Below are 13,627 nucleotides of genomic sequence, written 5' to 3' on the forward strand. Positions count from 1 at the left end.
TATTTTTACCAGACCGCAAAAGTACACAAAAATATTTTTGTTTGTTAAACTAGCTGATACTTTAAAAATTACGGAAAAGACGTAAATACATTCCAATTTATTGTTTTAAGTTTGTGTTATTAAATTGTCAAGCTATTAAACTGATTATGAAGATTTTTTTTAAAATCATATCTCTTTTAACAGCAACAACTATTTGGTCTCAATCTTATACAGTGTCAGGTAATATAATTGATGAATCAAATCGTCCAGTTGCCTATTCAAATATTTTACTACTTCGCAGCCAAGATTCAACTATAGTTTCTGGAACAACATCTAATGATGATGGTAAGTTTAGTTTTAACGATGTTCTTCCTAACAATTATATTTTAAAAGCAAGCTTCATTGGTTATATAGATAGCTTTTCTGAAATAAATATTTCTCAAAACACCCAAGTGCCATCTATGGTTTTAAAAGAGTCAATCGAGGCGTTGTCTGAGATTGAATTGGTTTACAAGAAACCAACACTGAAACGAGAGGTTGATAGATTAGTGTTTAATGTAGAAAAAACAGCCCTAAGTGAAGGTAATTTAATGGAGGTTTTAAGAAACACACCAAGTGTTATTATAATGGACAACGCCATTACAGTTAAAGGCTCGGAACCAACAGTGTATATTAACGATAGGAAAGTACATATTTCATCAAGTGAAATTGTTGAACTCCTTCAAGGTACTTCGGCATCAAACATTAAATCGGTTGAAGTTATTACAAACCCTCCAGCACGTTATGATGCAGAGAGTGGCGTGGTATTGAATATTGTAATGACCAAAAATGTCATTTCTGGTTATAACGGAAGTGTGTTTAGTAGTGCAACTCAAGGTGTTTTTCCTAGAGCTAATTATGGAATGACCAATTATTTTAAAGGTGAAAACATTAGTTTTTTTGCTAACTATAGCTATGGAAGAGAAAAAATTGATCGCGTAGATAAAGAAACCATCGATTTTTCTAATAATCAGTTTTGGAATACAGATATTGATAGAAATACTTGGTTCGAAACACACAATGCTAATGCAAATTTTGATTGGGACATTACTAAAAGCAGCACTTTTAGTTTAGCCACTAATATGCAGTTTGTACCCTACTCAAAAAGGGTAACTAAAAGTAAAACTGAGATTTTGCCAAATAACCCTAACGATATAGCACATTTTTTCTCCAACAATACCTCAAGAGATATTAAGCATAATATGGGCTTTAATTTAGACTTTATGCATAGGTACGATAATAACGCCAGAATCTCGCTTAACTCACATTATACAAATTACGATTTTAGAAGAAACCAAGATGTGACCACGGATTATTTTCTAGGTAATAGCTCGTTTGATAGTAATAACACATTTAAGACACGTTCGGATCAAGCCACAGAAATTTTTACATCACAAGCAGATTATATGGTGCCTTTAAGCGAGAACTCTACTTTTGAAATAGGAGCAAAATATTCTGATGTTACTACTAATAGCGAGATAAAGCATTACGACATAATTAACAACACACCAGTTAAAGATCTAAGCAAAACGGATGCGTTTGATTATAACGAAAAAGTTTTTGCTGGCTATATAAGCTTTGATAAAAGCTGGGAGAAATGGACGTTAAGCACAGGGCTTAGAGCAGAACAAACCAATATTGAAGCAAAATCTGAATCAGTAATCGGAAATAATAACCAAAATTATTTAGAGTGGTTTCCAACCGCAAACTTAGGGCTTCAAGCGTCTGAAAAACTGAACATCTATGTTAATTATAAACGAAGCATTTCAAGACCTAATTACAGTTATTTAAATCCGTTTAGGTATTATTTAAACGATAACACTTATGTAACTGGAAACCCTGGATTAAAACCATTTTTCACCGACCAATACAAATTAGGATTTTCTATAAACAACATGTTTGTTATAGAAACCTATTATAAAAAGTACAAGAACAATATTTTTGAGTTACCAATTCAAGACAACACCAACAATACACTGGCGCATACGTCGGTAAACATTAATTATACTGAAGAAATAGGGCTTGATTTTGAAGCTTATTTTGATGTAACACAAAAATGGAGTACTTATTTGGGCACATCGTTTTATAAATACCAAGATAATGCCACACTTTTTGGAGACACGTTTTCAAAGGGAAATTGGTCTAACTACACCATTCTTCAAAACGATTTTTCATTCCTAAAAAATAATAGCTTGGTAGCTAATTTTACGCTAACATATATTCATAAGAATGTTCAAGGGTTGCAGGTAATTGATTCGAGACTTCTATCTAATTTTTCAATTAGAAAAACTATTTTTAAAGGCAAAGGAAGTTTATCTTTATTGGTTTCGGATTTGTTTAACCAACAGGATTTTTATTGGACTACAAAGTTTGCCAATCAAAACAGCACAAGCGATGTAAACTTAGATAACAGATACATTAAACTAGGTTTTAGGTATAAATTTGGTAACACTAAGCTGTCAACTAACGAGCGCACTAGCTCAGTGGAAGAACGTGAAAGACTTTCCAATAAACATTAGTGGGCAATAATATGAAATTTGAGGGCAAGATTTATCTCCCAAACAAGAGTATTTTGAACTTAAGTGATTCTCAAAAATGGTATTGGATGGGGATTATTTTATTTCTGATTTTCTGTGTTTTAGCAAATCAAAATCAAGATAATTGGAAAAACGACTTTCTTGATTTACTTTTTAAAGTATGTTGTTTTATATCACTTGGGATATTTATACTTGGTAAGCTTGGAGCAATTGGATCTTCAGAAAAATTAAGTGGAAAATTAGATGGTAAAATCATAATAACAACAGAGTTTATCGAAATTAACTCTGAACGCTATCTCGTTAAAGATATTAAAAAATTGAATTTAATAATCAAAGACTTTTGGGATAAATACGAACATACTGGACCATATTATGTTGGTCCTTGGTATATGGCAGGAATTAACAACAAAATCGAATTCAAGTATATGAATAAAAATATTGCAACTCAATTTAGGATTGACCTAGAAGAGGAGTTCAACATTTTAAAAAATATAAGAGAAGAACTAAAAAAGACTATTGTCAACAATATATAACTAAATAGTTATCAATTAATAGCCATTACCATTTATACCTAAGCACGCTACCGTTTAATCCTGCCACTCAGCAATAAACAAGTTGGTATCGTGGCCACCACCATTATTTCTGTTAGATGAAAAAATCAGCTTTTTTCCATCGTTTGAAAACACAGGAAAGGCATCAAACGTTTCACCATGAGTAATGCGTTTTAGGTTTTTACCATCAATATCAATCATATATAAGTTAAAAGGAAACCCTCTTTCAGCTTCAAAGTTTGACGAGAATAAAATCTTTTCGCCACTTGGGTGAAAAAATGGACTCCAATTAGCATTTCCAAGGTTTGTTAGTTGACGTAAATCACTTCCATCGGCATTACAAATGTATAGCTCCATTTTGGTTGGCATTACTAAACCTTCGGCTAGCAAATCTTTATATTCTTTAATTTCTTCCTCTGTTTTTGGACGCGACGAACGGAAAATTAATTTGGTACCATCTGGTGAGAAAAACGCACCACCATCGTAACCTAACTCGTGAGTCACTTGCTTCACATTTGTACCATCAATGTTCATAGTAAACAATTCTAAGTCGCCAGTTCGCATTGATGTAAACACTATTTTATCGCCTTTTGGAGACACTGTTGCTTCAGCATCATATCCAGGATTATCTGTTAATTGCGCTGTGATATTACCTTCTAAATCCGACACAAAAATATCGTAGCTGTCATAAATAGGCCACACATATTTTCCTTCTCTACGTAAAGGTGCAGGAGGGCACTCGTCGCCACCTAAATGTGTTGAGCCATATACAAAATGCTTGTTGTCTGGTAAAAAATAGGCGCAAGTAGTTCTTCCTAGACCAGTACTTACCATTGGCGGGACAGTATTGTTAAAAGTTTCATCAGCATTCATTAAAAACATTTGATCGCACTCCACACCCCAATTAGTGTTGTTAGACTGAAATACAATTTGCTTATCATCAAAACTCCAATAAGCCTCAGCGTTATCACCTCCAAACGTCACCTGACGCATAGATTTAAAATGCACTTCTTCAGGATAAATTAAAGAATCTACCCATTGTTTAGTTGCACCTGAATCAATATCTGTTGAATTTCCTTTCTTTTCAGATTTATCAGATTTACACGATACAATCAACAACCCTAGAAGTATAATAAGTGCGCTGGTTTTTTTCATAATTTACTATATAAATGGCATTTAATCCCTAATTTTGCGCTAAAATAAGATTTATAATATGAAAAAAATATCGCTATTAGTTCTTTTTTTATCGTTAATAGGGTGTAAAAAAGAATACACACCAGAAAATAAAATTAAAGAAGATGTTACTTTTTTAGCTGATGACAAACTTGAAGGACGAAGTACAGGTACTGATGGAGAGCGTGCAGCAGCTGACTATATTGCCAAACGTTTTAAAGATTTAGGATTAGAAGGAAAAGGCACAAGTGGTTATTTTCAAGATTTTACATTTACTCCTAAAACTGACCCACACTCTGAAGTAAAATATACAACAGTAAATGACGACGGCAGCATTACAGGAAGGAACATTTTGGGTTTCATTGATAATAACGCGTCTCAAACTGTGGTTATAGGTGCGCATTACGATCACCTTGGTTATGGAGGTGAAGGTTCTTTAGATAGATCGGAAGAAAAAGCAATACACAATGGCGCTGATGATAATGCAAGTGGTGTTGCAGTAATGCTGAATTTAGCAGGTAAGCTAAAAGAAACAAATACAAACAACAACTATTTGTTTATGGCATTTTCAGGTGAAGAAATGGGACTTTTAGGCTCTAACTATTTTGTAAAGAACAGTACAATTCCTACCGATTCCATTAACTATATGTTTAATATGGATATGGTTGGCCGTTTGAAAGCCGATAGTACCTTAGCGGTTTATGGAGTTGGAACATCACCTTACTTTAAGCAAGTTATTAGTTCTAGTAATAAAGACTTTAAGATCATTGAAAATGAATCTGGTGTTGGTCCATCAGATCACACATCCTTTTATTTAAGTGACATTCCTGTACTACATTTTTTTACAGGGCAGCATGAAGATTACCACAAGCCAGGAGATGATTCAGAAAAACTGAATTATGACGGAATGAATATGATTTCAGAATACATTTTTGATATTATTACAGATTTAGATGACAATGGTGAGCTTGCTTTTAGAAAGACAAAGAACGAAAGTGAAGAAACACCAAGATTTAAAGTAGGTTTAGGCGTTGTACCAGATTATTTATACGATGGTGAAGGCATGCGAATTGACGGTGTAACCGAGGAAAAACCAGCAATAAAGGCAGGATTACAAAAAGGTGATATTATTGTAAAACTAGGAGATAGTACCATTACAGACATGATGAGCTACATGCGAGCATTATCTGTATTTGAAGCAGGAAATACTACTAAGGTTACTTATAAACGAGGTGGTAAAGAAGCAACCGTTGAAATAAAATTCTAGAAAAATCACCCAAATTGATAAAAATAGGCAACATTGAGTTACCAGATTTTCCATTGCTGTTAGCGCCAATGGAAGATGTTAGCGACCCACCCTTTCGAGCTCTTTGTAAAGAACAAGGAGCTGACTTGGTATATACCGAGTTTGTGTCAAGCGAAGGGCTTATTCGTAATGCGGCAAAGAGTGTTATGAAGCTCGATATTTATGAAAAAGAGCGTCCTGTAGGCATCCAAATTTTTGGAGCAAACCTAGATAGTATGCTGCAAACCATCGATATTGTTGAAAAATCTAATCCAGACATTATAGATATCAATTTTGGCTGTCCAGTAAAAAAGGTGGTAAGTAAGGGTGCTGGCGCAGGAATTTTAAAGGATATATGTTTGATGGAGCAACTCACCGCAGAAATGGTAAAACGCACCAATTTACCTGTAACCGTAAAAACACGATTAGGTTGGGATCACGACTCCATTAAAATTGTTGAGGTTGCTGAAAGACTTCAAGATGTGGGTTGTAAAGCCATAGCAATTCATGGCAGAACAAGAGCTCAAATGTATAAAGGTGAAGCCGATTGGAAACCTATTGCCGAAGTGAAAAATAATCCAAGAATGCACATTCCTGTATTTGGAAATGGTGATGTAGATTCTCCAGAAAAAGCCATGTTAATGCGAGATTCTTATGGTTTAGATGGCTGTATGATTGGTCGTGCAACTATTGGAAACCCATGGTTTTTTAAACAAGTAAAACACTTTTTTGAAACAGGAGAACATTTGCCTCCAGTTTCTTTAGCTGAACGAGTAGAGGCAGCTCGCAGACATTTACAAATGGCAATAGATTGGAAAGGAGAAAAACTAGGTGTTTTTGAAACCAGAAGACATTATACTAATTACTTTAAAGGGATTCCACATTTTAAAGAATACAGAATGAAAATGGTTACAAGTGACTATGCTAAAGATGTGTTTGCAGCGTTTGATGAAGTTGAAGACAAGTTTTCAGACTTTCAATTTGCTTAGAACTCGGTAATCAATTTTTTTGAAATTCTTGAGGAGGCCAATTTAGAAGCCAATACACCCAAAATAGTAATTGTAATAAATACAATAAATATATTTTTCACGTCTATCATTACAGGATAAGGTAAGCTATAGGTAAGCATTACCAACGAAAACTGTTGTTGTAACACAATTATAATATAACCCAAAGCCAAACCTAAACTACCTCCTAAAATACTCATTAAGCTTCCTTGTAAAAAGAAAACTCTTCTAATATCTTTTACAGTAGCCCCAATATTATATAAGGTATTTAGGTTATTTTTCTTATCAAGAATCATCATAATTATAGAGCCAATAACATTAAAAAGCGCAATAATTAATACCAAGGTAAATATTAAATACACAGCAAGATTTTCGGTATTTAACATTTTATAAAGTGCATCATTAAGTTGTGCTCTTGTTTTAATTGTAAACGAGTTACCTATAACTGCTTGCAACCTCTCTTTTACAATATCTATGTTTTTAGGGCTTTTAAGTTGCAACTCTATGGCGCTAATTTGATTTGGACTATAGTTAAGTAAATATTGAACTGTTTCTAAATTAGCATATACAACGGAATGGTCAATGTCTTCATTAACCATAAAGATCCCTGAATTTGCAGCGTTTACAGATTTAAAAATAGAACTTATTGCTGAAGGCTGTCCTTTTCCTGGTTTTGGAACCGAAACTTTAATAGTTTCATCATAATCAAAAACACCAAACGAAAGGTTGTTGGACACACCTGAACCAGCTACAATTTGGTCAGTTCCATATTCAAACCATTGCCCTAAAACAACAATAGAATCTTTAGTGGCTTGTGGATAATTATTATCAACACCTTTTAAATTGACGATAAGATTTTTATTCTTAAAATTTAAAACAGCACGCTCTTCAATTACCTTAGAGTACGATGCGATTCCCTCAAGAGAATTAATTTCTTCTTTAAGATTATCTGTTAATAAAAAAGACTTTCCTTGAGTAGGCACTACCTTTAAATCAGGATCAATAAATGAAGTAAATTGTAAGCTAAAATCCTTTAAACCTGTAAAACCAGATAGCACAATAAACAACGAAGCACTACCAATAATAATGCCTATAGCTGCAATTATTGTAATAAAATTAATGGCATTATTGCTGCTTTTAGAAAACAGATAGCGCTTTGCTATATAAAAAGGAAAACTCAACTATTTTTTCTTTCTTTTTTCTAATAAATCTGGATCCTCTAATGGGTTGTCCAATCCTTTTAAAGAACGATCAATTTGATCAATGTATTCTAAAGAGTCATCAATATAAAAAGCAAGTTGAGGCATGCGTCTTAATTGATGCTTAGTACGTTGTGCCAATTCGTGTTTTATAAGTGCCGCGTTAGAGGTTATTCCTTCTAAAAGCTCCTTACCTTTATTTACAGGAAAAATGCTTAAATACACTTTGGCAATAGAAAGATCGACGGTTACATTAACCTTTGTTACCGAAATAATAACACCTTTCATACCACCTTGCGTTGCTGCATTTTGTAGCACGTCAACCAAATCCCGTTGCAAAACAGAGGCTATTTTTTTTTGTCTGTTACTTTCCATGAGGCAAAAATAATACATTTCGTTTGTTAAAGCTTTAAAACAATGGTCTTTTAAATTAAATTTGCAATATGATGAACAAAATAGAACATATAGGTATTGCAGTAAAGGATCTAAAAGAATCAAATACATTATTTAAAAGGCTTTTTGGAGAACCTCATTATAAAATGGAATATGTAGAAAGTGAAGGTGTAAAAACCTCTTTTTTTAAAGTTGGAGAGAATAAAATTGAGCTTTTAGAGGCAACAAATAAAAATAGCCCTATTGCAAAGTTTATTGAAAAAAAAGGAGAAGGCATTCACCATATTGCTTTTGATGTTGATGACATAGAGAAAGAGATAAAGCGATTAAAAAAAGAGGGTTTTATTGTTTTAAATGAAAAACCTAAGCAAGGAGCAGATAACAAGCTAGTCGCTTTTTTGCACCCAAAATCGACTAATGGTGTGTTAATTGAGCTCTGTCAAGAGCGCGTTAATAACCAATAATTTTCTTGTGGAGTTTTAAAATAAGTAGTAATATTGCAGCCTAATTTGGTCCCATAGCTCAGTTGGTTAGAGCATCTGACTCATAATCAGAGGGTCCTTGGTTCGAGCCCAAGTGGGACCACTTTTAAACATTAGCCTTACAGAAATGTAAGGTTTTTTTGTGCTTAAAATCTACACATTACTTGCATTTACAGTACTACATTCATTTTACTTCATAACACCAAGTCACTACTTGGATTACATAAAAAAGGTAGCAAATTAGGTTGCAGTCCAAATTAAATAGGTTGTAGTTTTCTACAGCAATTAATTCACTAAAATTTAAAGAAATGAACACACATAAACTTAATATACTTTTTGTTATATCATCTAGCAGAACTAGAAAAGACAATAGAGCTTCATTAACTTGTAGATTAACCTATAATAAAACTAGAAAACAATTCTCAACAGGACTTTTCATAAACCCCAACAATTGGAATAGTAAAAAACAGAAAGTTCTAGATGATGCAGAACAATCGGAATACCTAAACACACAACTAAGCCTTATTAAAACCAAAATAAATAGGGTTTTTTTAATGCTACAAGTTAAGGATGAAACCTTTACCGTTATCGATGTTTTTAGGGGCTTTAGAGGTGAGAAAACAGTTAGAGAATACAATACTATAGAATTCTTTGAGCGTTACTTAAAAAGGCTTAAAAAACTTGTGGGAATTGATATTGAGCTAGGAACGTGGAAGAAATTTGAGTATGTGAAAAAACACGTGCAATCCTTTATAAAATGGCAGTATAAATCAAAGGATTATCCACTAAAAGACTTGAAATTACAGTTTTTAAATGATTTGGAGTATTATCTTAAAACAGAGAAGCAATTAGCTCAGATAACCATAAATAAAGTGATACAACGCCTTAGAAAACCTGTTACAATTGCTGTATCAGAAGGTTATTTAGATAAAGACCCGTTTATACTTTATAAAGCCAAATCAGTTAGAACTGAAGTGGTGTTTTTATCTGTAGAGGAATTAGCATCACTAGAGAAGCATGAGTTTACTCAACCAAGATTACAATTTGTAAAAGACTTGTTTATATTCTGTTGCTACACTGGGCTTCCTTACAATGAATTAATGAACTTAAAACATAGTAATATTATAAAGAGCTTTGATGGTAATTTATGGATTAAAATGAAGCGTAAGAAGACGTCAAAAGAGCTATCTATACCACTATTGCCTAAAGCATTAAAAATTCTCGCTAGTTACGATAATGAGGACTATGTTTTTCCAAGAATTAGTAATCAACGCTATAATTCCTATCTAAAGGAAATAGGTGCAATCATAGGCATAGAAAAGAAGCTAACTACACATATGGCTAGAAGAACTTTTGCTAGTACAGTATTGCTTTATAATGATGTTCCAATGGAAATAGTTAGTGAACTTCTAGGGCATTCAAGTATGAAGATTACGCAGGATAGTTATGGTAAGGTGGTGCAGAGGAAAATTAGTCAGGAGATGGGGAGGTTAAAGGGAAGTGGTTAGCTTCCTTTTAGCTTGTTTTTTAACTCAGTTCTTTGTTAGCCTGTAGTTTATTAATATAAACTTTTTATTCATCTTCTAAGCCATTTAAAGCGTCTATAGGTAATATTAATCCATGTCGTTCTGCGACTTCAACCACATCTGCTACTATAGTTACTCCAGCATATTCAGCTACTCGACAAACAAGGCGATAATTATTTTCTTCATATTCCTGTATCTCAAGGTTAGTAATGGGATAGTTGTTTGGAGGTTCGATTGATTGTCCTATTAATAATGGAGCATATATGTTCATTAATAATTGTGCGTCCTCTTGTGAATAAAATTCCATTTAGTTTTATATGTTATTTAATATTGCCTTGATGTTTATATCTTTTCTATATGATACACCATTATCAGAATAAGCTTCAACTCTTATTTGATAAGTTCCTGGTTTTTTTGGAGCAATTATTTTTACATGAAATTCCTCACCTTCTTTTCCACCTCCAACTTTCAAGCCTTTAGCTTTAAAATAACTCATGTTACCAACTCCTTTTTTTGCCTTTTTGTCTTTAAGTTGTTGAACTGAGCCATAGTACATCTTTTTTAATTCAAAATATTTGTCAAAATTGCAATAGATGTTTAAACCAACAGCCATAGGTTTTGAATACCATTGACCTTTATTCAAAACTTTAAAACGGAGCAATGTTACTTGGTTACATATTAAATTATCATCATTTAATAAATCAATTACTATTTTTGGTCGTGCACTATGCTTTAGGGCTACATATGAAATATATAAAGCACAAATAGTTGTAACTATAGTGAAGATTAATGTTAATATTTCTAATGTGTTGTTTTCAGGAATCATTCAAATTACAGCTAACGTATGTTTTTAGTTAACAGTAACTATATATTTCTTACGTGAACACTAATATAATAAATCTTTTATGTTCATTAAGATTCTATATAGTGCTTAAAATTAAGAAAAATAATTTGGCAAGCTGCCAAAGTCAAGTTGTCAACTTTTTTTATCAAAATCAAAGAAATCCTTAACATCAACCCCAATTGCATCAGCTATTTTTCTTAAGGTTAAAGAAGAAACATTTTGACGACCATTTTCTATTGCGGATAGGTTCGACTTCTCCATTTTAATTTCTGCACAAACATCTAATTGGCTTAATTTCTGTTTACGCCTTAATTTGGCAATATTCCTTCCAATAGAGTAAAGATATGTCTTTTCTGAATCTGTCATAATATGAAATGACAAGATGAATATTAATCAGACTCAAAGAGTTATGATATATCATAACTAATAATTACATTTGATAAATACTAAATCTATTATTTAACTTAAAACTTAACAAAATGAAAAATCAAATTTCAAAAGCAATTCTAGGAATCGTAATGTTTACCCTTTTAATAACTGGATGTAGCTCTGATAGCTCTTCAGACAATGATAACAGCATAAACACAAAAATAGAAGGCGTTTGGAAACCCATACAAGCCATATTTGTAGATTCTAGTGGAACAATGACAACAGACAATTACAGCACATGTGAACAAACAGGAAGAACTACATTTTCATCGAATGGAAACTTCACTCAAACAGGTTATTATACAACCACTACATGTGAGTTGGAATGGGATAACTTAGGGAGTTGGCAGATTGTTAATGATGATATCTTGAGGATTACATTAAATGGTCAAGTCGATAATGGTTCAATAGGAGACTATCTAGTTGTTGAACTAACAGCAACTACACTTAAAATAGATGCAGATACTGACCCAAATTCAATAGAATCAGAAATTTATGTTTTTCAAAAGGTAAATTAACATGAAATCAACTGACCTTGCTACTTATTTTGAAACCAAAATGCTCAAGGGTTTACAGCAGTATATCAATGATAAAAACCAATTAGGAGCATCAGTTGACACTATTGGAATAATCATGTGCTTGTTAAATTCACAACAGAAATTGAAAGATGAGATAAAGCGAAGTCAATTTGATGCATCAAAAGAAAGCATTGATGTAGAGTTAAAATCAGCTTATTTAAAAGTTTATAGTGAAGTTTTCAAGCCAGTTGTTGACAACTACAGTTTTAAGTCTTTATTTGTTGGCACAGTACGTTTATACCACAAGGACACAGATGATTCATCACTAGATATTTTTGAAATTAAACCAATTGCAGGTAAAGCTCCAGCAGCATTGTTACTACACCGAGAAGAAGCAGAGGAATCAGGATTTGAACTCGATAAATCTTATTTAATCAATTGTGAAGCACACTACCAATCTAATGATTTAACATGTAGATTTTATTTTGAACCTAAAAAGAAACTGACTGCAAACGAAATCATATCAGCTGTAGATAGGTTAGGCAAAGTCATTATTGTAGATGTCTAGTTTTACTTAGCATTCCAACCTTATATTCCCACAGATAAATAATAGCATCTTCACAAACTACAAGCAGGAAATACTATGGCTAGTTTTTAATCATCTTACTGGCTATAGTCCTGCTTGGCCTTAGTAATAAATTTTTCAAATTTTTATTTTTTATAAATTTTTTCAGACACTTTTTTTATCGAAAGCGTGATGTAACCCACTTCCACAGGCACTCTTATTTAAACATTGGGCATTACCGCCCCTATTGTTTAACTAAAAAATATTTCAAGATGATTGTAGTCAAAAACTATTTAAAAAGGAAAAGTAAAAAAGGAGGAGAATTTTTTGTCCTAGTTCTAAGCGGTGGAATCGAACCTGTACGGAGCGCAGAAGGTCAATTGTATTTTACATCAAGAACCTGTACGGTCGCGGCTAGTTTCGATGAAAATATGTGCAAGGATTTAATTGGGACTAAATTTCCAGGTAGTATAGAAAAAGTCCCTTGTGAGCCATACAGCTACACAATTCCGAATACGGATAAGGTAGTAGAACTTTCATACAAATGGGATTATGTCGATAATCCTGAAGAAGTCATGAGAGAACAGCTCTTAGATTCAGAAGTAGTACACTAAGAACATTGGCTTCTAGGGAAACCTAGAGGCTTTTTTTTATGTATCTGCTCCTAAGATTAATAAAAGAACGAGTATGTCAATAAACCCCTAAAATGTGTGGGTATAACTACAAATATTATACAGCTACATAGTATAATATAGCCCTTTTACGTAAAAACGAATACAATCAATAATTAATTCAATTAACTCAAATGACAGCAAAACAACTATTAAAAACACTTCAATTTAGCTCTCCTAGAATCATTTATATAATCAATTATCAGAATAAATTAAAAGCATTACGGTGTCCTTTTGAAGTAAGAGTAATTAAGCCAGTTAAAGAATTTACCATTGGTCAAGAACTAACTGTAGATAGAATATGGAATACAGAAAAATTAGATACCGTATTTGAGATTAATGGAGAGTTCTACCAGTATCATTATTTTGATTTTATTCTATAAACTTTCTGCCATTTATGTCAGTTATATTAACAGAGGTATTAAAAAT

At 32.7% G+C, this 13,627-nt stretch carries 16 protein-coding genes and 1 tRNA gene; 11 read left to right on the forward strand and 6 right to left on the reverse strand.

The genetic code is table 11. The annotated features are described in order from the left end of the window. Positions 1-146: 146 nt before the first annotated feature. Both E5167_RS10950 and E5167_RS10955 read left to right on the forward strand, forming a co-directional pair. Complete coding sequence (locus tag E5167_RS10950; protein WP_136843991.1) at positions 147-2,537, forward strand: outer membrane beta-barrel family protein; 2,391 nt, start codon at positions 147-149, stop codon at positions 2,535-2,537. A gap of 53 nt (positions 2,538-2,590) precedes the next feature. After that, complete coding sequence (locus E5167_RS10955) at positions 2,591-3,088, forward strand: hypothetical protein (protein ID WP_136843993.1); 498 nt, start codon at positions 2,591-2,593, stop codon at positions 3,086-3,088. A 54-nt stretch (positions 3,089-3,142) separates the two neighbouring features. Here E5167_RS10955 and E5167_RS10960 read toward each other — a convergent pair whose 3' ends face one another. Next, complete coding sequence (locus E5167_RS10960) at positions 3,143-4,261, reverse strand: TolB family protein (RefSeq protein WP_136843994.1); 1,119 nt, start codon at positions 4,259-4,261, stop codon at positions 3,143-3,145. A 58-nt stretch (positions 4,262-4,319) separates the two neighbouring features. Between E5167_RS10960 and E5167_RS10965 the strand changes: the two genes are divergently transcribed. Both E5167_RS10965 and dusB read left to right on the forward strand, forming a co-directional pair. Beyond that, positions 4,320-5,546: a M28 family peptidase gene (locus tag E5167_RS10965; RefSeq protein ID WP_136843996.1), complete on the forward strand. Its 1,227-nt coding sequence runs from the start codon at positions 4,320-4,322 to the stop codon at positions 5,544-5,546. 14 nt (positions 5,547-5,560) lie between these two features. Next, positions 5,561-6,553 carry a tRNA dihydrouridine synthase DusB gene (gene dusB / locus E5167_RS10970; protein ID WP_136843999.1) on the forward strand — a complete coding sequence of 331 codons (993 nt, stop codon included), beginning with the start codon at positions 5,561-5,563 and terminating at the stop codon, positions 6,551-6,553. Here the strand turns inward: dusB and E5167_RS10975 are convergent. After that, positions 6,550-7,752, reverse strand: a complete 1,203-nt coding sequence (locus E5167_RS10975) for an ABC transporter permease (protein ID WP_136844001.1) — start codon at positions 7,750-7,752, stop codon at positions 6,550-6,552. The two genes, dusB and E5167_RS10975, sit on opposite strands and share 4 nt — an antisense overlap. Beyond that, on the reverse strand, positions 7,753-8,145 hold the full coding sequence (gene rbfA / locus E5167_RS10980) for a 30S ribosome-binding factor RbfA (RefSeq protein ID WP_136844003.1): 393 nt from the start codon (positions 8,143-8,145) through the stop codon (positions 7,753-7,755). Between the two features lie 71 nt (positions 8,146-8,216). Here rbfA and mce point away from each other — a divergent pair, with 71 nt between their 5' ends. The 3 genes from mce to E5167_RS10995 all read left to right on the forward strand — a co-directional run bounded on the left by mce (position 8,217) and on the right by E5167_RS10995 (position 10,153). Beyond that, positions 8,217-8,627, forward strand: a complete 411-nt coding sequence (mce, locus tag E5167_RS10985; RefSeq protein ID WP_136844082.1) for a methylmalonyl-CoA epimerase — start codon at positions 8,217-8,219, stop codon at positions 8,625-8,627. A gap of 47 nt (positions 8,628-8,674) precedes the next feature. Next, positions 8,675-8,748, forward strand: a tRNA-Ile gene (locus E5167_RS10990). Positions 8,749-8,953: 205 nt separating this feature from the next. Then, positions 8,954-10,153, forward strand: coding sequence for a site-specific integrase (locus E5167_RS10995; protein ID WP_136844005.1), 1,200 nt, complete (start codon positions 8,954-8,956; stop codon positions 10,151-10,153). Positions 10,154-10,217: 64 nt separating this feature from the next. Here the strand turns inward: E5167_RS10995 and E5167_RS11000 are convergent, their stop codons facing one another. The 3 genes from E5167_RS11000 to E5167_RS11010 form a co-directional block, all read right to left on the reverse strand. Beyond that, entirely contained in the window at positions 10,218-10,442 is a 225-nt protein-coding gene (locus tag E5167_RS11000) for a hypothetical protein (RefSeq protein ID WP_136844007.1), read from the reverse strand. A gap of 42 nt (positions 10,443-10,484) precedes the next feature. After that, on the reverse strand, positions 10,485-10,997 hold the full coding sequence (locus E5167_RS11005) for a hypothetical protein (RefSeq protein WP_136844009.1): 513 nt from the start codon (positions 10,995-10,997) through the stop codon (positions 10,485-10,487). Positions 10,998-11,147: 150 nt separating this feature from the next. Continuing rightward, on the reverse strand, positions 11,148-11,381 hold the full coding sequence (locus tag E5167_RS11010; RefSeq protein WP_136844011.1) for a helix-turn-helix domain-containing protein: 234 nt from the start codon (positions 11,379-11,381) through the stop codon (positions 11,148-11,150). A 113-nt stretch (positions 11,382-11,494) separates the two neighbouring features. On the opposite strand from E5167_RS11010, the gene E5167_RS11015 reads away from it, so the two are divergent. From E5167_RS11015 to E5167_RS11030, 4 genes are all read left to right on the forward strand, one after another. Continuing rightward, positions 11,495-11,962: a lipocalin family protein gene (locus E5167_RS11015; RefSeq protein WP_136844013.1), complete on the forward strand. Its 468-nt coding sequence runs from the start codon at positions 11,495-11,497 to the stop codon at positions 11,960-11,962. Between the two features lies 1 nt (position 11,963). Then, positions 11,964-12,530: a hypothetical protein gene (locus tag E5167_RS11020; RefSeq protein WP_136844015.1), complete on the forward strand. Its 567-nt coding sequence runs from the start codon at positions 11,964-11,966 to the stop codon at positions 12,528-12,530. Between the two features lie 428 nt (positions 12,531-12,958). Next, positions 12,959-13,141, forward strand: a complete 183-nt coding sequence (locus tag E5167_RS15545) for a hypothetical protein (RefSeq protein WP_239021989.1) — start codon at positions 12,959-12,961, stop codon at positions 13,139-13,141. Between the two features lie 191 nt (positions 13,142-13,332). Beyond that, positions 13,333-13,581 carry a hypothetical protein gene (locus E5167_RS11030; RefSeq protein ID WP_136844020.1) on the forward strand — a complete coding sequence of 83 codons (249 nt, stop codon included), beginning with the start codon at positions 13,333-13,335 and terminating at the stop codon, positions 13,579-13,581. Positions 13,582-13,627 lie beyond the last annotated feature (46 nt).

Origin of the sequence: Pontimicrobium aquaticum, assembly GCF_005047595.1 — a bacterium.
GTDB classification, from domain to species: Bacteria; Bacteroidota; Bacteroidia; order Flavobacteriales; family Flavobacteriaceae; genus Pontimicrobium; species Pontimicrobium aquaticum.

Bases quoted from the DNA above. Each gene is read 5' to 3' on its own strand.
- E5167_RS10950 (WP_136843991.1), top strand. From the start codon at position 147: ATGAAGATTTTTTTTAAAATCATATCTCTTTTAACAGCAACAACTATT.
- E5167_RS10960 (WP_136843994.1), bottom strand. From the start codon at position 4,261: ATGAAAAAAACCAGCGCACTTATTATACTTCTAGGGTTGTTGATTGTA.
- E5167_RS10965 (WP_136843996.1), top strand. From the start codon at position 4,320: ATGAAAAAAATATCGCTATTAGTTCTTTTTTTATCGTTAATAGGGTGT.
- rbfA (WP_136844003.1), bottom strand. From the start codon at position 8,145: ATGGAAAGTAACAGACAAAAAAAAATAGCCTCTGTTTTGCAACGGGAT.
- mce (WP_136844082.1), top strand. From the start codon at position 8,217: ATGAACAAAATAGAACATATAGGTATTGCAGTAAAGGATCTAAAAGAA.
- E5167_RS10995 (WP_136844005.1), top strand. From the start codon at position 8,954: ATGAACACACATAAACTTAATATACTTTTTGTTATATCATCTAGCAGA.
- E5167_RS11000 (WP_136844007.1), bottom strand. From the start codon at position 10,442: ATGAACATATATGCTCCATTATTAATAGGACAATCAATCGAACCTCCA.
- E5167_RS11005 (WP_136844009.1), bottom strand. From the start codon at position 10,997: ATGATTCCTGAAAACAACACATTAGAAATATTAACATTAATCTTCACT.
- E5167_RS11010 (WP_136844011.1), bottom strand. From the start codon at position 11,381: ATGACAGATTCAGAAAAGACATATCTTTACTCTATTGGAAGGAATATT.
- E5167_RS11015 (WP_136844013.1), top strand. From the start codon at position 11,495: ATGAAAAATCAAATTTCAAAAGCAATTCTAGGAATCGTAATGTTTACC.
- E5167_RS11020 (WP_136844015.1), top strand. From the start codon at position 11,964: ATGAAATCAACTGACCTTGCTACTTATTTTGAAACCAAAATGCTCAAG.
- E5167_RS15545 (WP_239021989.1), top strand. From the start codon at position 12,959: ATGTGCAAGGATTTAATTGGGACTAAATTTCCAGGTAGTATAGAAAAA.
- E5167_RS11030 (WP_136844020.1), top strand. From the start codon at position 13,333: ATGACAGCAAAACAACTATTAAAAACACTTCAATTTAGCTCTCCTAGA.